This is a genomic window from Pseudidiomarina sp., assembly GCF_033722695.1.
GTDB lineage: Bacteria > Pseudomonadota > Gammaproteobacteria > Enterobacterales > Alteromonadaceae > Pseudidiomarina.
Map to the genome: position 1 here is coordinate 52385 of NZ_JAWVYM010000006.1, position 20748 is coordinate 73132.

The 20748-nt window shown below is 51.7% G+C and carries 20 protein-coding genes; 13 read left to right on the forward strand and 7 right to left on the reverse strand.

Annotated features, from left to right (window positions below; translation table 11 throughout):
- The 9 genes from secD to R3196_RS04050 are packed head-to-tail and all read left to right on the forward strand — an operon-like array spanning position 1 to position 7570.
- Positions 1 to 1848 (forward strand): protein translocase subunit SecD, encoded by a 1848-nt coding sequence (gene secD, locus R3196_RS04010; protein WP_318935364.1) that lies wholly within the window; start codon positions 1 to 3, stop codon positions 1846 to 1848.
- A gap of 8 nt (positions 1849 to 1856) precedes the next feature.
- Positions 1857 to 2804 (forward strand): protein translocase subunit SecF, encoded by a 948-nt coding sequence (gene secF, locus R3196_RS04015; RefSeq protein WP_318935365.1) that lies wholly within the window; start codon positions 1857 to 1859, stop codon positions 2802 to 2804.
- Positions 2805 to 2848: 44 nt separating this feature from the next.
- Positions 2849 to 3628: a peroxide stress protein YaaA gene (yaaA, locus tag R3196_RS04020; protein ID WP_318935366.1), complete on the forward strand. Its 780-nt coding sequence runs from the start codon at positions 2849 to 2851 to the stop codon at positions 3626 to 3628.
- 27 nt (positions 3629 to 3655) lie between these two features.
- Positions 3656 to 4501, forward strand: coding sequence for a DUF3014 domain-containing protein (locus R3196_RS04025; protein WP_318935367.1), 846 nt, complete (start codon positions 3656 to 3658; stop codon positions 4499 to 4501).
- Positions 4502 to 4509: 8 nt separating this feature from the next.
- A complete protein-coding gene (locus tag R3196_RS04030; RefSeq protein ID WP_318935368.1) occupies positions 4510 to 5118 on the forward strand; it encodes a lysophospholipid acyltransferase family protein in 609 nt (202 codons plus the stop codon).
- Positions 5119 to 5168: 50 nt separating this feature from the next.
- Entirely contained in the window at positions 5169 to 5633 is a 465-nt protein-coding gene (gene ribE / locus R3196_RS04035) for a 6,7-dimethyl-8-ribityllumazine synthase (RefSeq protein ID WP_034776396.1), read from the forward strand.
- An 11-nt stretch (positions 5634 to 5644) separates the two neighbouring features.
- Positions 5645 to 6064, forward strand: coding sequence for a transcription antitermination factor NusB (gene nusB / locus R3196_RS04040; RefSeq protein ID WP_318935369.1), 420 nt, complete (start codon positions 5645 to 5647; stop codon positions 6062 to 6064).
- A 22-nt stretch (positions 6065 to 6086) separates the two neighbouring features.
- Positions 6087 to 7070: a thiamine-phosphate kinase gene (gene thiL, locus R3196_RS04045; protein ID WP_318935370.1), complete on the forward strand. Its 984-nt coding sequence runs from the start codon at positions 6087 to 6089 to the stop codon at positions 7068 to 7070.
- Positions 7071 to 7081: 11 nt separating this feature from the next.
- A complete protein-coding gene (locus R3196_RS04050; RefSeq protein ID WP_318935371.1) occupies positions 7082 to 7570 on the forward strand; it encodes a phosphatidylglycerophosphatase A in 489 nt (162 codons plus the stop codon).
- Here R3196_RS04050 and dxs read toward each other — a convergent pair.
- The 3 genes from dxs to R3196_RS04065 are packed head-to-tail and all read right to left on the reverse strand — an operon-like array spanning position 7529 to position 10555.
- A complete protein-coding gene (dxs, locus tag R3196_RS04055) occupies positions 7529 to 9412 on the reverse strand; it encodes a 1-deoxy-D-xylulose-5-phosphate synthase (RefSeq protein WP_318935372.1) in 1884 nt (627 codons plus the stop codon). The genes R3196_RS04050 and dxs overlap by 42 nt on opposite strands.
- 4 nt (positions 9413 to 9416) lie before the next feature.
- On the reverse strand, positions 9417 to 10304 hold the full coding sequence (locus tag R3196_RS04060; RefSeq protein ID WP_318935373.1) for a farnesyl diphosphate synthase: 888 nt from the start codon (positions 10302 to 10304) through the stop codon (positions 9417 to 9419).
- Positions 10301 to 10555 (reverse strand): exodeoxyribonuclease VII small subunit, encoded by a 255-nt coding sequence (locus R3196_RS04065; RefSeq protein ID WP_318935374.1) that lies wholly within the window; start codon positions 10553 to 10555, stop codon positions 10301 to 10303. Before R3196_RS04065 ends, R3196_RS04060 begins: the two co-directional genes overlap by 4 nt.
- Positions 10556 to 10659: 104 nt before the next feature.
- Between R3196_RS04065 and thiI the strand changes: the two genes are divergently transcribed.
- A complete protein-coding gene (gene thiI, locus R3196_RS04070; protein ID WP_318935375.1) occupies positions 10660 to 12147 on the forward strand; it encodes a tRNA uracil 4-sulfurtransferase ThiI in 1488 nt (495 codons plus the stop codon).
- 59 nt (positions 12148 to 12206) lie between these two features.
- Positions 12207 to 12566 (forward strand): VanZ family protein, encoded by a 360-nt coding sequence (locus R3196_RS04075; RefSeq protein WP_318935376.1) that lies wholly within the window; start codon positions 12207 to 12209, stop codon positions 12564 to 12566.
- A gap of 1 nt (position 12567) precedes the next feature.
- Here R3196_RS04075 and srmB read toward each other — a convergent pair whose 3' ends face one another.
- From srmB to R3196_RS04095, 4 genes are all read right to left on the reverse strand, one after another.
- Positions 12568 to 13785 carry an ATP-dependent RNA helicase SrmB gene (gene srmB / locus R3196_RS04080; RefSeq protein WP_318935377.1) on the reverse strand — a complete coding sequence of 406 codons (1218 nt, stop codon included), beginning with the start codon at positions 13783 to 13785 and terminating at the stop codon, positions 12568 to 12570.
- Positions 13786 to 13829: 44 nt separating this feature from the next.
- A complete protein-coding gene (locus R3196_RS04085; protein WP_318935378.1) occupies positions 13830 to 15506 on the reverse strand; it encodes a dipeptidyl-peptidase 3 family protein in 1677 nt (558 codons plus the stop codon).
- A gap of 74 nt (positions 15507 to 15580) precedes the next feature.
- Positions 15581 to 16474 carry a recombination-associated protein RdgC gene (rdgC, locus tag R3196_RS04090; RefSeq protein ID WP_318935379.1) on the reverse strand — a complete coding sequence of 298 codons (894 nt, stop codon included), beginning with the start codon at positions 16472 to 16474 and terminating at the stop codon, positions 15581 to 15583.
- A 25-nt stretch (positions 16475 to 16499) separates the two neighbouring features.
- Entirely contained in the window at positions 16500 to 18230 is a 1731-nt protein-coding gene (locus R3196_RS04095) for a sensor histidine kinase (RefSeq protein WP_318935380.1), read from the reverse strand.
- Positions 18231 to 18420: 190 nt separating this feature from the next.
- On the opposite strand from R3196_RS04095, the gene R3196_RS04100 reads away from it, so the two are divergent.
- Complete coding sequence (locus R3196_RS04100; RefSeq protein WP_318935381.1) at positions 18421 to 19668, forward strand: mechanosensitive ion channel family protein; 1248 nt, start codon at positions 18421 to 18423, stop codon at positions 19666 to 19668.
- Between the two features lie 116 nt (positions 19669 to 19784).
- Positions 19785 to 20735 (forward strand): porin, encoded by a 951-nt coding sequence (locus R3196_RS04105; RefSeq protein WP_318935382.1) that lies wholly within the window; start codon positions 19785 to 19787, stop codon positions 20733 to 20735.
- The last annotated feature ends 13 nt before the right edge of the window (positions 20736 to 20748 follow it).

Here is a 20748-nt window from a genome sequence, read left to right on the forward strand (position 1 = left end):
GTGTTAAACAAGTTTCCGCTCTGGAAAAATCTGCTGGTAGTCGTGGTGATAGCGGTAGCCGCGCTATTTGCCCTGCCGAACCTTTATGGCGAAGACTATGCCGTGCAGATTTCTGCCAGTCGTAACGCAACGATCGACATGACCACGCTCGGGAAGGTAGAAGACGTTCTTACCGAGCAGGGGATCGAACCGAAGTCCGTTGCTATGCAAGATGAACAGATCATGGTGCGGCTGACCAATGATAGTGACCAGTTGACCGCCCGTGACGCGATTCTGCGGGAATTAGGAACCAACTATGTCGTGGCGCTTAACCTGGCGCCGGCAACCCCTGACTGGTTAGACAGTATTGGGGCGACGCCGATGAAGTTGGGGCTGGATTTGCGCGGTGGTGTGCATTTCCTGATGGAAGTCGATATGCAGGAAGCCATCCGCAAAATTCAGAATCAGATGCGCGATACGGTGCGAACCGAGTTGCGCGAAGAGCGGATTCGTTATACCAGCGTGGAGCGTAGTGACAACGAAGTCGTTGTTACGTTACGTACTGCTGAAGACTACGCTGCGGCAGAAGATTACGTCGATAACCGCTACAACGGTTATACGCTGATCGAAGAGCCAGAGACCCGTCAGTTGCGTTTACGTATGACGGACGCCAAGTTACAGGAAACCCAGAACTACGCGGTTTCTCAGAATATTACCATTTTGCGTAACCGGGTTAATGAGCTGGGCGTCGCTGAACCACTGGTTCAACGCCAGGGAGCTGACCGCATTGTGGTGCAGTTACCGGGCGTGCAGGACACCGCCCGCGCTAAAGAAATTCTTGGTGCTACAGCAACCCTCGAATTCCGTTTCGTGGACAACGAAAACAGCGTTCGTGATGCAGAAATGGGGCGCGTCCCCTTTGGTTCTGAGCTATTTCCGTCGCGTAGCGGCGGTAATGTGTTGCTTGAGCAGGACGTGATCCTGACCGGTGACCACATTGTTAACGCCACCTCGGGCTTTGACGAGAATCAGCGTCCGCAGGTCAGTATCTCTCTTGACGGTCCGGGCGGCGATCTGATGTCACTCGCCACCCGCGATAATATCGGTGAGCCGATGGCAACTCTCTTTATCGAGTTTAAAGCCACCGGTGAGCGTGATGCTGATGGCAAAATCATTTTCGAACGTCATTCTGAAGTGATCAACGTTGCGACTATCCAGGCACGGTTAGGCAGTAATTTCCGTATTACCGGTATCAGCAGTCAGCAAGAAGCACAAAACCTCGCGCTGCTATTGCGGGCCGGTGCCCTGATCGCACCGATTCAGATTGTCGAAGAACGCACAGTGGGGCCAAGCCTGGGCCAGGAAAATATCAACATGGGCATCCAGGCGATTGTCTGGGGTTTCGTGTTGGTGCTTGCTTTCATGGTGATGTACTACAAGAAATTTGGCATGGTGGCAAACATCGCACTGGCTACGAACCTGGTGCTGATTGTTGGTGTCATGTCGATGATTCCGGGCGCGACCCTGACCTTACCCGGCATGGCGGGTATCGTTCTGACGGTGGGTATGGCAGTTGATGCCAACGTACTCATATTTGAACGGATCAGAGAAGAAATAAAAGCGAAGCGAAGTCCGCAACAGGCCATCCATCATGGTTATGATAGTGCCTTGTCGACTATCGCTGACGCCAACATTACGACCCTTATTGCTGCGGTTATTCTGTTCTCCATCGGCACCGGTCCGGTGAAAGGCTTCGCAGTAACCCTGATGATCGGTATCCTGACATCGATGTTTACGTCCATTGTGGGCACCCGGGCGATTATCAACGCCGTTTGGGGTGGTAAGCGCATCGATAAGTTGTCGGTTTAGGAGGCCACATGAGAGAACTAATTAAAACAGATAAAACTATACCTTTCATGAAGCTGCGGGTTCCGACCTGGATCTTCAGCGGCCTGTTAGTTATCGCCTCCATAGTGTCACTGAGTATTAATCAGCTGAACTGGGGACTGGATTTCACCGGCGGTACCATCATTGAGGTGGGTTATGCTCAGAATGCTGACTTACCGGCAATCCGGGATACTCTTGATGCAAACGGATTCAGCGGTGCTGTAGTACAAAACTTTGGCACCCAGCAGGATGTATTGATCCGCTTGGAACCCCAGGAAGGCGTCAAGGCACAGGAAATAGGCAACCAAATCCTTGAGCTGTTGCGTGCGGAAAGCAGCAGTACCGTCGATATGCGGCGGATCGAATTCGTTGGTCCGAATGTAGGCGATGAACTCACCGAGCAGGGTGGTCTGGCAATGCTTACCGCGCTGGTTTGTATTCTGCTGTACATCGCAGTGCGTTTTGAGTGGCGGCTGGCAGTAGGCGCCGTAGGTGCTCTGGCGCACGACGTTATCATTACCCTTGGATTATTTTCGATTCTCGGGCTGGAGTTCGATCTGACCGTACTGGCAGCTTTGCTGGCGGTAATAGGTTACTCGATAAACGATACCGTCGTGGTCTGCGATCGGATCCGGGAAAACTTCCGTAAGTTCCGTAAAGGTAGCTCCGAAGAAATCATTGATGGTGCCCTGACGGATACCATGAGCCGCACGGTAATTACCTCATTGACCACCATTTTAGTGCTACTTGCGCTATTCTTCTTAGGTGGTGCGCTGATTCATGGCTTTGCGACAGCATTGCTGTTCGGCGTAATTATCGGTACTTACTCGTCGGTCTATGTAGCCAGCTCGCTGGCGCTGGCATTGGGAATCAGTCGTGAAGATCTGATGCCACCGGAAGTTGAAAAAGAAGGCGAAGATCTCGAACCGATGCCCTGAATGGGCTGAATAGCTGGACGTAGCGGAGAAAAGGAGAGGAAGTAATGCTTGTCGTATTATCTCCGGCAAAAAATCTGGATTTTGAAAGTGATCTGCGTACCAAAGAGCATTCGCAGCCGCGTTTACTCGATCAGGCCGAGCAGTTGGTTGAACGCTGCCGTCAGTTGAGTCCGCAACAGTTGGGCTCTTTGATGAAGATCAGCGACAAGCTGGCGGGTCTAAATGCGGCTCGCTTTACTGAGTGGCAACGCCCGTTCACACCAGATAATGCCCGTCCGGCTATCTACGCTTTTGACGGTGATGTTTACGCTGGGCTGGCTGCCGAAAAGCTAAGCGATGACGCAATCGCCTTCGCTCAGGAACATTTGCGCATACTCTCGGGTCTATATGGTGTCTTGCGGCCGCTGGACCTGATGCAGGCCTACCGGCTTGAAATGGGTACTAAACTTGATACGGAGCGCGGTAACACCCTGTATGCCTTTTGGGGTAACATCATTACCGACATGCTGAATGAAGATTTAGCCGCAATAGATTCTGATGTATTGGTAAACCTTGCGTCTAATGAGTACTTTTCCAGTGTTAAGATCGCTGACCTGAATGCCCGCGTGATCACTCCGGTATTCAAGGACGAGAAAAACGGCGAATTTAAAGTCATCAGTTTTTGGGCCAAGAAAGCTCGCGGTATGATGGCACGTTTTATTATGACCGAGCAGCCTCAGTCTGTAGCTGAGCTAAAGAACTTTAAAGCAGCGGGTTATAGGTATAATGCCGAGCAGTCGAGTGAGACTGAGCTGGTATTTTATCGCGCCGAGCGCGACCAGTAGTACGCTGCGCCGACAGGAGTAATTGAAATGAGAGATCTCCACGAAGAAGAGCTAGAGCAAAAGTCGGGTCAGGGAAAATTACTGACCACTTTGGTTATCGTTATTGCGATTGCCGTGGCCGTGGCCGTTATTGCCTGGTTATGGCAGCAGCAAGGCGCGAAGACTGTGCCCACTCCTGAACCTGCCGAAGTTGTGGTAACCGAGAGTGAACCGCAAACCCCATCCGAGCCTGAGCCAGAGGTTGATTTGATCACTGAAGCAGAAGAGCCACTTGAAGATATACCCGAACCTGCTCCTGATCTACCGCCGCTCGATAACAGCACTGCTGAGGTGCTGGAAGATCTTCGTGATGCCGAACAAAATATTGTACCTATTGAAAGTGATCAGTTGATCCGTGATGTCGTGGTTTTTGTTGATAACCTGCGCAACGGAGTCGTGGCCCGCGATAATGCTGTGGTACCGGCGCCGAAAGGTCGCTTCCGGGTGCTTGAGCAGAACAATAAAATCTATATTGATCCCCGGTCCTATGATCGCTATAACGCCACGGTAGACTGGTTTGTTAGTCTGAATACCGATTCTCTGGTTAGCTTGTTCCGCTACTATAAGCCCCTGGCCGACGAAGCGCTGGGTGAAATTGGCTATCCTGACGCCAGCCCGGATGACGTGCTGATCGAGGCCATCAACCTGTTACTGGATACGCCTTCAGCCGGTACTGTTATTGAATTAACTGATGAAGACGTCATGTATAAGTACGCTGATCCGGCACTGGAGTCATTACCGCCAGCACAAAAGCAGATGCTGCGGTTAGGCCCGGACAATATGCGCCGTGTGAAACTGAAGCTCGAGAGCATCAAGCAGGAGCTGACTGAGTAATAGTCTTTATGACGGGCAACGTTAACGCGAAGATCCCAGATCGCCTGCGGGCTCCTTTGCCAAAGCGGGGTAACAAAGTCAGTCGCTGGTTCGGTCGGGTTGGCATGCGGCTATTAGGCGGCTGGCGGATAGAAGGCACCTTGCCGGCAACCCGTAAGGCGATAATCCCGGTTGCCCCCCACACCTCGAACTGGGATTTCTTTGTCGGTGTTTTTGTCATGCTGGCACTTGGGGTCCGGCTCTCTTTTTTTGGTAAACATACGCTGTTCCGTTTTCCGATTAACGGCATCATGCGCTGGTTGGGCGGTATTCCGGTCGATCGTCGCAAGCCGCAGGGCGTGGTGGAACAGTCCATTGAAGCCTTTGATCAGCGTGACGAGCTGATTCTGGCGTTGGCGCCCGAAGGCACCCGTCGTAAAGTGGCAGAATGGAAGAAAGGCTTTTTGCATATTGCGAAAGCAACCGGCGTTCCGGTTATTCCGGTCTCGTTTGATTTTTCCAAAAAAACTGTGAATATCGCTGAACCCATGATTATCAGCGGCGATATTGACGACGAACTGGCCCGGGTTAAGGCTGCGGTATCCCACGCTGAAGGAAAACATCCAGAGAATGCCTGAACCCGAAATCTGTGCTATTATCGCGCCGTTTTCAGCAAAAGGAATCCACCATGAAAGTCATTGAAGGCGGGATCGCCGCTCAGGGTAAGAAATTTGCGATTGTCGTATCGCGCTTTAATCATTTTGTGGTCGATAGCCTGCTGGATGGCGCGCTGACCACCTTAAAACATTACGGCCAGGTTAGCGCCGATGATATTACTGTGGTGCGGGTACCAGGCGCTTACGAGATGCCGTTAGTAGCCCGAAAGCTTGCCGCCAGTGGCAAATATGACGCCATCATTGCCGTGGGCGCGGTAATTCGCGGCAGCACACCGCATTTTGATTTTGTTGCCGGCGAGTGTAACAGCGGCCTGAGCCGTGTCGTACACGAGTTTAATATTCCGGTAGCGAATGGCGTAATCACCACCGACTCAATTGAACAGGCTATAGAGCGCAGCGGAACTAAAGCAGGTAATAAAGGTTCTGAGGCGGCTTTAAGCGCATTAGAAATGGTCAATGTACTGAGTCAGTTGTAAGAGGCAATTTAATGAAACCAGCAGCACGCCGTAAGGCCAGGAAACTGGCAGTTCAGGCTATCTATTCGTGGCAGCTCAGCGATAACAGCATCAGCGATATCGAAGCCCAGTTTCTGACTGACAATGACACCAGTAAAGTTGACGTGGATTATTTCTTAATCCTGGTCCGTGGCGTTGCCGGTCAGGTGAAGTCTTTGGACGAAGCCGTGTCGCCGTTTCTTGACCGGCCACTGAAAGACCTGGATCAGGTTGAGCGCGCGGTACTGAGGCTGGCTGCTTTCGAGTTGCGCGAGCGGCTTGATGTGCCATATAAAGTGGCAATTAACGAAGCAATCGAACTGGCGAAATCGTTTGGTGCCGACGATAGCCACCGATTTGTTAATGGGGTACTGGATAAAGCTATCGATTCGCTTCGTCCGGCACGCCAGTAACTAGCCAGCGCACTCATTGGTTATGGCTTTTGGCGAATTCGATTTAATCGATACCTATTTTACCCAACGCTCCACCAAGCGTCATGATGTGGCTGTGGGAGTTGGTGATGACGGTGCGGTAGTGAGCTTGCCCGAGCACAGCGAACTGGTTATCGTGACCGATACCATGGTCGCTGATGTCCACTTTGACAGTGATACCCCCGCCCGCGCCGTAGGGCACAAAATCATCGCTGTGAACCTCAGCGACCTTGCCGCTATGGGTGCAGAGCCCACCTGGATTAGTCTGGCGATTACCCTGCCGCAAGTTGATCACGACTGGCTGGAGGATTTTGCCGTCGGCCTGCGCGAGATATGTGACTACTATGGCTGCCAGCTAATTGGCGGCGATACCACCCAGGGGCCATTAAGCCTTACCGTAACAGCTCATGGTGTGGTGCCGGCAGACAGCGCGTTAAAGCGCAGTGGCGCCCGCCCCGGCGACTGGATTTACCTCAGTGGCCCCCTGGGTGATGCTGGCCTGGCGTTGGCGGCACGGCAGCAGAAAGCTAAACTCACTGATGAACACTATAAACGCGTTACTGATCGGCTGTACTTTCCGTCGCCACGAGTGGCATTGGGCCAGTCGCTACGCGGTATAGCCAGTAGTGCCATCGATATCTCTGACGGTCTGGCAGCGGATTTGGGCCACATTCTTAAAGCATCGGGTGTCGGTGCCCGGGTTTCTCTCGAAGCGGTGCCGTTATCCTTGCCCCTGACTGAAAGCGTGAGCCAGGAGCAGGCGCTGACACTGGCGCTGGTAAGTGGCGATGACTACGAACTCTGCTTTACGGTGCCCGAATCGCGGCGCGGTGTTTTTGATACCTTAATTGCCCATAGCCCGACCAAGCCGATTTGTATTGGCCGCATCAATAACGAATCCGGTAAGCTCAAACTGGAACTTGATGGCGAGCCCTGGGAGTTGCCCGACAAAAGTAACGGCTTTCAGCATTTCAGTGAGCGCAAATAGGGTGGTTCGCCATGTCTGAAAACCGCTATTACCGCCTGCTGCTAAACCCTTTTCATCTGCTCTCGCTGGGCTTTGGGAGCGGGCTTGCCCCCAAAGCTCCGGGCACATTCGGTACCGCCGCCGCGATTCCCCTGTGCTGGTTACTGCAACAAGCGGGTTTGTCGGTTTACGGAATTGTTACGGTAGTGGCCTGTATCGCCGGTATCTGGCTTTGTGGCTATACCGCCAGAGCTATGGGAGAAGATGACCATCCGGCGATTGTCTGGGATGAAATTGCGGGCTTTATGATTGCTATGTTCGCTGTACCCTTTACCTGGTACAACCTACTTATCGCTTTTGTATTGTTTCGCTTTTTTGATGTGGTCAAACCCGGGCCGATCGGCTGGTGTGACAGAAATCTGCATGGCGGCTTTGGCATTATGGCCGACGACCTGATCGCCGGCCTGGCCAGTGCTCTGTTACTTCATGGTGGCTATTCGGTCATTAATCTGCTGGGTTAAACCGGCAGCGTCCAGTTGCAGTTCTTGACGGATTTCATCTTGGCCGCCATGCTTGATAAAGCTGTCGGGCAAACCAATTATCAGGAGCTTAACTGCGCTGTTTTTGCTTTGTAAGTACTCACCAACGGCACTGCCTGCGCCACCTGCGGTAACATTCTCTTCAACCGTCACCAACAGCTCATGATCAGCAGCCAGCTCGTCAATTAAAGCGGTATCCAGCGGTTTCACAAAACGCATGTCAGCGACAGTAGCATCAAGCTCACCAGCGCACTCGTTGACTTCGTTGAGCAAGGTACCGAAATTCAGTATCGCAACACTTTTGCCTTTGCGCAGTATGCGTCCTTTGCCGATCTCTAACTGCTGCATTTGCTGGTCAAACTGACAGCCAGTGCCGTTACCACGCGGATAACGCACCGCCGCCGGTTGTTGCAGCAAATGGCCGGTATAGAGCATATTCCGGCATTCGTTTTCATCACTGGGTGTCATAACCACCATATTCGGTACACACCGCAGGTAACTCAGATCGAAGGCGCCCTGATGGGTCGGGCCATCGGCACCGACTACACCGGCCCGGTCGATAGCAAATAGTACCGGCAGGTTCTGCAGCGCCACGTCGTGAATCAGCTGATCGTAGGCGCGTTGCAGGAAGGTCGAATAAATGGCGACTACCGGATGGTAACCACCGATGGCCAGGCCGGCACCGAAAGTAACCGCGTGCTGCTCAGCAATGGCGACATCAAAATATTGCTCAGGAAACTTCTGCGAAAACTCCACCATGCCTGATCCTTCCCGCATGGCAGGGGTGACCGCCATCAGTTTTGGGTCCTGCTGCGCCATCTCACATAGCCAGGCACCGAATACCTGAGAGTAAGACGGTGTCAACGCCGGTTTGGAAGGCAGCGAGGTCAGAGTTGGATCGAACTTGGGCACACCATGGTAGCCAATTGGATCTTTCTCGGCGGGTTCGTAGCCTTTACCTTTGCGGGTAACTACATGCAGAAATTGCGGACCCTTGAGGCTGCGCATATTGCGTAAGGTATCAACCAGCAGGTTCACGTCATGGCCGTCGATCGGGCCAATGTAATTAAAGCCCAATTCTTCAAAGATAATTCCGGGGGCGACAATACCTTTCATGTGTTCTTCAGCACGGCTGGCCAGATGCTGAATCCCCGGCATGCCCTGCAGCAGCTTTTTGCTGCTTTCGCGGATAGATGTATAGAACTTACCTGATAGCACCCGGGCTAAATGATTATTCAGGGCACCAACATTCTCTGAAATCGACATGTCATTGTCGTTCAGGATAACCAGCATATCCGGACTGATATCACCGGCATGGTTAAGCGCCTCAAAGGCCATGCCAGCGGTCAGCGCGCCGTCACCAATAATAGCGACAACTTTCTGCTGGGTCTGATTACGCTCTGCTGCAATCGCCATGCCCAGCGCCGCGCTGATGGAGGTACTTGAATGACCGACACATAGCGTGTCGTAGTCACTTTCTTCACGCCACGGGAAGGGGTGCAGGCCGTCTTTCTGGCGAATCGTATGCAGCTGTTCTTTACGCCCGGTGAGAATCTTATGCGGATAAGCCTGATGCCCGACATCCCAAACCAACTGGTCATAGGGGGTGGCATAAACATAATGCAGTGCGACGGTCAGTTCAACGGTTCCCAGCCCTGACGCCAGGTGGCCACTGCTGCGGCTCACTGAGTTAAGCAGGAACTCACGCACCTCACCACATAATTGTGGCAACTGGCGCTCGGTCAGGCGGCGCAGGTCGGCGGGAAGCTCAATGTTATTCAGCAGCGGAAAGGAAGCTGGCTGGTTACTACGCGAAGAAGACATGGTGTTAATAATCCCGGGTCAGCAGCGATTCTGCAAGTTTTTCTAATACCAGAGTATTGTAAGGGATTCTGCCAAGGGCATGAAGCGCTTTCTGGTGTAATGCGTTTACTTCAGCGCGAGCGCCGTCCAGCCCTAACAGTTGGACATAGGTCGCTTTATTGGCGTTAATATCACTGCCCTGGGTTTTTCCCAGCGCTTCTGTGCTGCCGGTTACGTCAAGAATGTCGTCCTGCACCTGAAATGCCAGGCCGAGGTGCGCAGCGTAAGCATCGAAGTCCGCCAGATAGCGCTGCGCCTCTACACTGCCGGCCAGTACGCCGAGTTTTGCTGCGGCCCGGATAAGGGCGCCGGTTTTGTGCTGGTGAACCTGCTCGAGCTGGGTCTGCGTCAGTTGTCGCGCGGTTGCTTCCAGATCGAGGGCCTGACCGCCGCACATGCCTTTATCGCCACTTGCTATCGCCAGACATTGCACCATCGCCAGTTGCTGCGCGGCATTGACCTGTGGCTCGGGCTGGCTCAGCAGCTCGAAAGCGAGCGCCTGTAAGGCGTCGCCGGCTAATATCGCCGTTGCTTCATCAAAAGCTATATGGCAGCTTGGCTGGCCGCGACGCAAAACGTCGTCGTCCATAGCCGGTAAATCATCATGGATAAGGGAATACGCATGGATTGCTTCTACTGCAGCGGCGGCCCGACGAGCCAGCGCCGGAGGAGCGCCGCATAGCTGTGCGATTTGCAGGGTCAGGAACGGCCGTACCCGTTTACCGCCAAGCACTAAAGCATAGTGCATGGCCTTATTTAACCGGGAAGAGGGCGCTTGTCTCGCCGCAATGATCTCTGTTAAAAATCCATTGATCTCGTGCTGGCAATCATTGAGCAAAGCGGCTAGCTTCACGCATCATCCTCTTGATTATCGGGCTGATTATCGAAAGGAACTAAAGCTTCTTCAGCTTCACCGCCTTGCTGTTGCAGAAGTTTGCTTACCTTCTGTTCGGCCTGCTGTAATTTGTTCTGGCTAATGCGGGATAAACTCACTGCTTTTTCAAATTTTTCCAGTGCTTGCTCAAGCGGTAGCTCGCCTTGCTCCAACTGGACGACAATTTCTTCCAGTTGCTGCATTGCTTGCTCGAAGGTTAAATCAGCCATAAATCCACCTATGAGTTCGTCAGCCGCACAAGTTACCCTGATTCCGATGCGTGGTCAAATCAGGTATAATGCGCCACTTTTTAGGATTGGAACAGCCACCACCGATGAAATTTATTATCCGGCTACATGCTGAAATTACCATTAAAAGTGATAGCGTTCGTAAGCGCTTTGGCAAAGTATTGGTAAATAACCTTAAAAACATATTGAGCCGCAAGCAGCTGCCTGTCACAGTAAGCTGGCATTGGGATCGCATTGACTTAACGAGTGCTGAAAATACGCCAGAGTTAGCTGACAAAATCAGCGATGAACTCATGCGCATTCCCGGCATCGCCTGGTTCAGCCGTTCTCATGAGTTAGCACTGGCCGAGCAAGCAGGCGAAGCCGATTTCGGCCCGATTCTCGAGCAAGTACTAAGCTGCTGGCAGCAACGCCTGACAGGACGCAGCTTTGCGGTGCGGGTAAAGCGTAAAGGCCAGCATAGTTTTAGCTCACAGGATTTGGAGCGCTATATTGGCGGCGGGCTGTTGGCGCATGTAGATAATGCCCGCGTAAATTTGCGCCGCCCCGATACCGAAGTCCGCATTGAAGTAGACCGGCAGGTGGTGCGAGTGTTTGAAGACAAGCAACCCGGTATCGGTGGCTTTCCGCTACCGACTCAGGAAACCGTACTGAGCCTGCTGTCCGGCGGTTTTGATTCGAGTGTGGCAAGCTTTCAGTTATTACGTCGCGGTGCCCGTACCCATTTTTGCTTTTTTAATCTGGGGGGTGATCAGCACGAAACCGGTGTGCAGCAGACGGCTTATTATTTATGGCAGCAGTATGCCAGCTCCCATCCGTTGAAATTTATTAGTATCGATTTTGCCCCGGTAGTAACGGAGATTCTTGAGCGCGTCGATAATGGCTTGATGGGCGTGGTGTTAAAGCGGCAAATGCTGCGCGCCGCCGAAATCGTGGCCGACCGCCTCAATACTGCGGCCATTGTTACCGGTGAGGCCTTAGGGCAGGTATCCAGCCAGACCTTAAGCAATCTGAGCGTGATTGATGAGGCAACCCGGAAACTGGTACTACGGCCGTTGATTGTGATGGACAAGCAGGACATCATTAACATTGCGCAACAAATTGGTACCGCAGATATTGCCAGAAGTATGCCAGAATATTGCGGCGTGATTTCTGTTAAGCCGACGGTCAAAGCTGACCGGGGGGCTATTGCTGCGGCTGAAGCTCAGCTTGATTCGCGGTTGATTGAGCAGCAGGTGTCGGCGGCCAATGTTGTTGACGTGCGCGACATTGGGGAAGCAGCGGCTGCGCGGGTCGAATCGGTCGCGACGATTTCAGAACTTGGTAACAATATGACGGTGCTGGATATTCGCGCCAATGATGTTCAGGAGTTGGCGCCGTTAAGCGCTGAAGAGCTGGGCGCCCCGGTTATGCATATCCCTTTTTTCCGGCTGGCCTCGAAATTTACTGAACTTGATCCGGACACCACCTATTTGTTGTACTGTGATAGAGGGGTAATGAGTCAGATTCAGGCGTTATACCTGCAAGAACAGGGGTTCCGGAACGTGGCGGTTTATAACCCAAAGAAAATGTGATTAAACCCAAAAAGATACTGATGTGGTCAGGATGAAGCCGCATTCAGAAGGATCTGTACATGACCAAGAAAAATACCGCCCGATTATTGTTTTTACTGGTGCTGATCGGGCTCTCAGCGATATTTTTGATGCGTTTCTCATCGGGCGATCTGCCGCGTTTTGAACATGCGGATAAAGTCGTGCATTTTGGCGCGTTTTTCATTCTGGCACTAACCTTCCACCGGGCCTTTCCGATCCCGTTTTGGGTCGCGTTGATAATTCTGACGGCCTACGGGCTGGCAATTGAATATGTGCAGAACCTGCTCCCATACCGGCAGGCCAGTATGGGCGATCTACTTGCAGATGCCGCGGGCGCGGCAGCCTATTATTTGCTGGTCTGGTGGCGTTACCAGCGGCGCAAGGTAAAAGCCAGAAGCTAAACTATTTGCTCTTTTTGCTTTTGGTTTTAGCTTTGGTCTTAGGTTTTTTCTTACGTTTTACCACTTCCGGGAACTTATATTGTGGCCGCAATTCGTCATAGACGCGCCGCTCTATCTTGATTTTCTGGTAGCGCTCGATGCGGCGCAGAAGCTCAGCATCATGGGCTTCTACCAGCGCGACCGCAATACCTGATTTACCCGCCCGGCCGGTACGACCGATACGATGCAAATAGACATCAGCCTGCTTTGGTAAATCATAATTCACGACCAGCTCAATATCTTCAATATCCAGGCCGCGGGCTGCTACATCGGTGGCGATCAGGGTGCTGTTATCGAATTTCTCCATACGCGCGATAATCTTCTGTCGGTCACTCTGCGGCATGTCTCCACGTAAGGTGAGGTTCAGCACGCCGGCTTGTTGCAGGCGACCTGCCAGCTCATCCACTTTCTCGCGGGTACGCACAAAAATCACCCGACGGCCCGGGTGATCCTGCAGTAACCGCAATAACAGCTGAAATTTGTGCTGGGCGGTATCAGCCTGGTACCAGCGCTGCAGGATTTTGCCTTTCTCACGTTTGGGCGGCTCGATCAGAATGTGCTGTGGCTCTTTCTGCAACTCGGCAGAGAAGCGCCGCACACCAACGCTATCAAGCGTGGCTGAGAATAGCAGCGACTGCTGTAAGTTACGCGCCGCATCAGCAATAGACTTCACAGTATTGGCAAAGCCCATATCGAGCATGCGATCGGCTTCATCAATAATCAGCCATTCGATTAGGTCAAGTTCGACCCGATCGGCGCCGAGTAAATCAACCAGACGCCCTGGAGTGGAAACCAGAATATCATGGCTCTTTTCCAGTTGTTCGTGCTGACTGCCATAGTTAACACCGCCAGTTATAAGCACGGTGCGTAGGCCGGTGGTTTCTTCAAACGCATCGGCTTGTTCAGCAATCTGCTGCGCCAGCTCCCGGGTTGGGGCCAGAATCAGAACCCGTGCCGGGCCCGGCTGACGGCGCGGGAAATCGCGCAAATGCTGCAAGGCTGGTAGCAAAAAGGACAAAGTTTTTCCGGTACCTGTTGGTGAAGTCACCAGCAGATCCTGTCCGTCCAGCGCCGCCGGAATTACCGCCTGCTGCACTTTAGCGGGCTTATTCAGCTCGGCGCCCAGCAGTACCTGAATTAATTCTTCGTCAAGTTCCAGTTCTTCCCAGTCCGGGGTCATTATGCGTTCCTATAGTTACATATTCTGGCAAGGTGCCGGCTGCTTTACAGCCCGAGCACCTCTTTGCCTTGTTTAAAGGTAATGTCGACAGGTATAGCAGCATCGGACAGCCGATCAAGGTCGGCCTGTAGCTGCGGGCTGACGCCGCCCATGGTGTCGAAAAGCTTGGTAACGCCCTGATAGTCACCATCGCCCTGCAGGGTAAGGATGTGCTCGGACAAGTTATTCATGGCGGTGCGCATGGCATCCATATTGACTGAATACTGGCCGAGTTCATTGCGGCTGAAGGCTCCGGCCTGCTCAAAGTAGTTAAAGCGGATCATGTTGGCCTGGCCATGGGCGCTGGAAGCGCCAAAGCGCACCGAGCGGAAGATACCGGCCAGGAAGGTGGTGTAATAATCTTCCAGCTGACCTTCATTGATCACGCCCTGTTCAAGCAGCTCAGTGACCATGTAAAGCCCGAGAATATCGGCTTTGCCTTCTTCCAGGGCCCCGGCTTTCTCTTTCAGCGCCTCGCGCACAGTGCCGTCACCGTCAACCAGGTTTTTAATGCCCAGACCATGAGCTACTTCGTGGAACATGGTGTTGGCAAAAAACGCGTCAAAGGTAATGTATTGGCGCTGCTCTGGAACAATCAGGAGCTCGGATATAGGCAGCAGGATCTCGTCAAATTTAGCGCGCATGGCATTTTTAAGCTGCAGCCGACGGGTGCCTTTTTCCAGTTGCACTTGTTCATCGTTTGGCAGGTTGATCGCAATGGTCTTACTGCCGGCGTTCGAATGGCCGGCGTAGTAGACCACCTCATAGGCGTTCAACTGCGCACCTGAGCCCGGCACTTCCTGTTTGTATTTTTCAGGGACCGGTAAATTACGCTGTAATTGCGGCAGGTACTGGGCGTAGCGGGCCAGCCGCTCACTCCAGGCCATATCTTTCACCAATACATAAGATTCAAAGCCGGCACGATAACCGAACAGCTTATCTTCGTAGGTTTCAATCGGACCGATAACCACATCAAGTTCATTGGTGGTCATGTCCATCCACGCCATGTCGGATGGCTGGTATTCATTACTGATGAAGGCGTCGGCCCGCAACCGCAGGTAACTCGCAAAAGACTCATCTTCAACGAACTCGGCAGCTTCCCGCAGTAGCTCGGCGGCGCGCTTGAGCTGCGCGGCATAAGCGACATTGTATGCAACGCTATAGAGCTTGCCTTCGGCATCCCGCCGCACCAGGGTGTAAAGATCAATTTTGCCGGGAAAGTCAGCGGCTTCAAATTCTTCCCGAGTCATGTCAGCTGGGTAGAAGTTGGCGCCTGGCGGCTTCGGCCCGACACCCACCAGAAACGGTTCGTTATTGTTCAGGCGATCCCATGGGCCATAGTTAATGTCCGCGAACTGACGCACTAAAGGGTCACCCAGACTGTTTAGCAAGGCTTCTTTTTCGCCCGGGTAAGCCTGGTGCCAAAACAACTCATCCATAATCTGAGAGGCTTCAATGAGCAGCTCGATCGCATGGTGCTGACGGTTCGACAGATGGGATAAGTCGGCAGTAAGAGTAACCGGCGTATAAATGCTCAGACGCGCCTCGGCGCCTTCAACCAGCTCGAGTTGTGGTAGCGGCTCATCAATAGCATCTTCGTTAATCTGCGGTCCACATGCGGCTAATAAAACTGAAGAAACCACCATAATGGCTGTGCTGATCCGATTTATTTTTGTCTTCATGGCTCACCTGTTGTTCAGTCTGTTGTTCGGGTTTAAAAGAAGCGCTTAAGCAATGGATATCAATTTACGCTCTTTTAGCTTTTAAATAAACTGACCAGCGCCGGATAGAATTCATTGATTTCACCGCTAAAGAGGGCGAAGTCGGCGTCGATTTTGTCTTCTGCTGAGGCATCGACCAGTTTGTCCTGCTCATCCAGCAGCATGTCTGTGGCCTTGAAACGCTTAACCGCCAGGTCATGCTCAAGCACAAAGCTAATGCGCTCACGCCACTCCAGACCAAGTTTAGTCGCTTGTTTGCCATGCTGCAGGTGGGTGTCAATTTCTGTGCTGGTCAGATCGTGTTGCCGACAGCGGACAATACCGCCTTCGTCGTCGGTATCACGCAGTTCAACCTCAGTGCCAAATTCAAAATCGCCCGGTACCTGCGAAGCGCGCAGCCACTCAGTAAAATAAACTTCAGATGGTTGCTCATTAAACAGTGGCTTAACCGGCAGCGAGCCGAAGCTGCTGCGCATCAGCCCCAGAAAATCTTCCGCGCGATTCCCGGCCGACGCATCAACAACGACAATTCGCTGTTTCAGGCTGATCATGCCCCAGGTTAATTTAAAGCGGGTAAAGGCTTGTGGCAGTAAGCGGTGCACCAGATCTTCTTTGAGTGCCTGCTTTTCTTTACCAGCCACGCGGCGGCCCTGCTCACTTTCAATTTGCTGCAGTTGCTCATCCAGTTGCGCATTAACAACACTGGATGGCAGTACTTTCTCTTCTTTGCGGGCGCAGAACAGGTAATTGTCACCGATCTGATGGTAAAGGACCTCGCTTTGCTGGCCGAACGGTGATGTCCAGCCGAAGCTGGCCAGTTCCTGGCGGCCACATGGCGTGAACTGATAGGCGCTGAGAGCCTGCTCCAAATCGGCAGGCATGGCAAAATCTTCAGCGAGCGTATAAATGCGCAGATTACGAAACCACATGAAAAAATCCTTGCTGAGTGCTTACTTATAAAAAGATAACCGGTATCCGGAAATGATAGGTCAGACCCCGGCCGGGAGCGCTGTCGGCTTCAATTTCACCGTTCAGCGTCTGGCTGACCAGGTTACGAATAATATGTGTACCCAGGCCGCTGCCGCCCTGCTGGCGCTTGGTGGTGAAGAACGGATCGAACAGATGATCCATTTGTTCCGCAGTCAGGCCCTTACCGTTATCAGAATAGGTGATAGCCAGCTGTTCCTGCTCCCGGGTAATCGTGATGGCAATTTTACCCTGAGTGGTGTCTTCAAAACCATGAATTAATGAATTTAAAATGAGGTTGGTGAATATTTGCGCAAGAGCACCTGCCGGGCAGCGAATATTCAAATCGTCGGCGCATTCCAGGCTAATTTCATGCTGGGTGTTTTTCAGTCGCGGGCGGAGCGCCTGAATAACATCCTGCAGGTATTTTTTGAGATTGATATCACGTATAGCCTCTGAAGTCTGATCCACGGCAACCTGTTTAAAACTGCCGATCAGATCCGAGGCCCGGCTGAGATTATTTTCGAGCAGCTCGAGGCCTTCGTTACCGGTGCTCAGGAACTCCTGTAGCTGTGCCTGGGTGAGACTTTTATCGGTTAGCGCCTGTTCCAGTTTAGTGATGCGTTCACGGATAAAGCTGGCGGCTGTAATACTGATGCCAATTGGTGTGTTCACATCGTGCGTGATACCCGCCACCAGGCCACCTAGTGATGCCATTTTTTCCGACTCCAGCAACTGGTATTGCGCTCGCTCAAGTGCCGTAAAGGAGTTTTGCAGGCGGGTATTGGTATCGCGCAAATCCTGTTCAATCAACTGGCGCTGCCGGATCTCGCGTTCCAGTTTTTCCTGGCGCAGTTCGAGTTCATTTTTCCGCCGTTCAAGATCCACCAACACCTGACTCAGACTTGAGGTCTTGCGGGCTACTTCCTGTTCCAGCATCGCATTCTGCTCATCCAGTTGCCGGTTAGCCTGTAGCAACTGCTGCTGGGTGCGTTGCAAGTCATCCTGATAGTCTTCGAGATTATCAAGCAACTGATTATAGGCTTGTTCCACCATTAAGAACTCGGTGTTGCGCTGGTCTTTAAGATCCAGGCGTGAGTGTTTCAAATCATCCAGTCGAAAGTTCCTGATCTGGTTAGTTAGATCGTGCATCGGGCGATTTAGCATCCGGTTAAAGGCCAGGCTGAATAACAGAATCAGAAAAAGACTCTTAATAACGGCGTTACCAATGATGAAGTAGAGGCTTATCTTGATGCGGTCAATAGCAATGTCACGGGTAGAAAACAGCGTAATATCGCCGACCATCGTAGAATTACCGGAGAATTCAAAAATCAGCGTCGAAAAATAGCCAAACAGGCCATTACGTTCGCTGATGGTGAAATTTTCGGCTGGCTTTACGGGCAACTCGGAGATCGGCAGGGTATCGCCGAGGTTAATCAATACCGCGCCGGTATCGTCCCGCACAATAACCCCAGCGATAGCTGAAATATTGATTAGGCCCTCGGCGGTTGCTTCAACCTGCGGTGAGTTAAACTCCCACAGTGAGCGTGCCAGCGAGTCGCTTACCGTGCTCTGCTGGTTCTGCAGCTCTTGTACCAACATGCCCTTGGTATCGTAATACTCAGCGACCACCTGCACACAAGTCACCAGCAAAGTCAGTAAAAAATATACCGACAGCACACTGGTTAAAAGTGACTTGGAGATGCTGGACGTAGACATGTAAGCGCTCAAATTTATTTTGCATCAAATTAAAGCAATCAGGGCCGGAGCGCAACCTCGGGAGTATTTTGAGAAGGACGGCTATCACTAGGCTCGTTATTATATTTTATGCGGTTATAATGCTAACTTAACAGGTATTATCAAAAGCTTAATCTCGGCTACCAACAACGAATGCCACAACAGGAACGTCATGCAGGAAGAATTTGAGGCGCTACAGAGCTGGTTGCAACAGCATCCCGATATTGAAACCCTGACTTATCTTACCTTTCTGTTGGTAGGATCGTGGCTGGCTAATTTTGGTGTCAAAAAGATCTTACTCCGCGGTGTGCTTACGGGGCTGACATATACGCCGGCCGGGCCTGATGTGAAGATGATTGAGCGCAATATCGTTGCGCGTTTTGCTAATGTAGTACCGGCCCTGGTCATTGCTTATGGCATCTTTTCTGTGCCTCACCTCGCCGAAGAAGTCGTCATCGTTGTTAACAATGTTTGCAAGGCATTTATCGTGGTTACCATAGCCCGCGGGCTAAGTGGTGTACTTACGGTTATCAACACCATATATGAACGGCGGCCGGATGCGCATGAACGGCCGATAAAGGGCTACATACAGGTGGTAAAAATCGCCATCTATGTCATCACTGCAATTCTGGTCATTGCTGCGCTGATCGATCGCTCTCCGGTAATTCTGCTGTCTGGCCTGGGTGCTATGGCGGCGGTACTTATGCTGGTGTTCCAGGACACCTTGTTATCGCTGGTTGCCAGCATTCAAATTTCTTCACACGATATTATCCGCGTCGGTGACTGGATTGAAATGCCTAATCTGAATGCTGACGGTGAAGTGATCGACATCGCTCTGCATACCGTCAAAGTCCAGAATTGGGATAAAACCATCACCTTTATTCCGACCAAGCGCTTTATTTCTGATTCCTTTAAGAACTGGCGCGGCATGCAGCAATCCGGCGGACGCCGGATAAAACGTTCGTTGTGGCTGGATCAGCAAAGCGTTCATTTTCTGAGCGAGGAAGAGCGCAAGTCCCTGTATCGTTTTCGGTTGCTAAGGAGCTATCTGAAAGGCAAGCAGGAAGAAATAGACAAATGGAACCAACAACTTGAAGAAGCTGGTAAAGAGCCGGTTAATACGCGGCGAATCTCGAATATAGGCTCTTTTCGCGCTTATATCAGAGAATATTTAAGTAATCACCCCCGAGTTCATCAGGAAATGACCCTGATGGTCCGCCAGCTGGAACCTACCTCAGATGGTCTGCCGCTGGAAATATATTGCTTTACCAATACAGTGGTCTGGGCCGAGTATGAGGGTATCCAGTCGGATATTTTTGATCATTTATTGTCGATTCTGCCGGAATTTGGCCTGCGCGTATTCCAGCACCCAAGCGGTCTGGATATGCGTGAAATGACGCGCCAGATTAAAAGTGAATGAGAAAAAGTTCATTTAGTCATGAAACTGTCATATTAGTGCCATACTATAACCAACCATAGAGGAGGGCGGGTCCTGCTCTTAACCGACTTGAACCTGATAATCGGATGGTGAAATTTATGGCAACTTTTACGACTAAAAACTTATTTATCCCGCTGGCGGTGTCTGCGTTGGCGATGACCGCCACCGCTAATGCAGCTGAAGACGAAAAGTTCTCTTTCGACTTTTACGGCAAACTTAACCTGTCCGTGCAAAGCAGCGACGATGGCGAGGGTAGCGAAGGCGAGTTGAAAAGCAACGCCTCACGCATCGGAGTGAAGGGTGATGCACAACTTAGCTCTGACCTGAAAGTTGTCTACAAACTTGAGTGGCAGGTTGATGTAGCCGACCTCGGTAAAAGCAACAATATCACTTCCCGTAATCAATACGTGGGTCTGAGTGGTAACTTCGGTGAAGTTACTGTAGGACGCCGCGACACCGTATTAAAAACTCTGCAAGGCGACATCGACCTGTTTAGTGATTACGAAGGTGATATCAAGGCGATCTTTGAAGGTGAAAATCGGACCAGCAATACTGTTTCTTACTACTCACCGGGCTTTAATGAGTTCCGTATCGCGGCAAGCTATATCTTCAGTGAAGACGATATGATTGATGACGGTGTGTCCTTTGCGGTTACCTATGGTGATGATGAATTAAAGCGCACTGATTTTTACCTCGGCGCGGCTATGGACGCTGAAGTGGATGGCTATAATACCGAGCGTTTTGCCGCATCGACCCGTGTTAACAAAACCGTATTGGGCCTGATCTGGCAGCAACAGGAAGAAGTTGACGGCACCGCTGAAGCTGACGGTTATGTTGTTAGTGCGAAACATCCGGTTGGTAATTTCACCTATAAAGTTCAGTATCAGATGATGGACTTTACCGACGGTGATGAGAACTCGATTGCTGCTGGTGTCGATTATAAACTGGGCAAAAATACCAAAGTATTTGGTTGGTATACGGGCCGTGATCTGGACAACATCAACGTTGAACAGCGCTACTTCGCGATCGGCCTGGAACATAAGTTTTAAGTATTAATGCGAA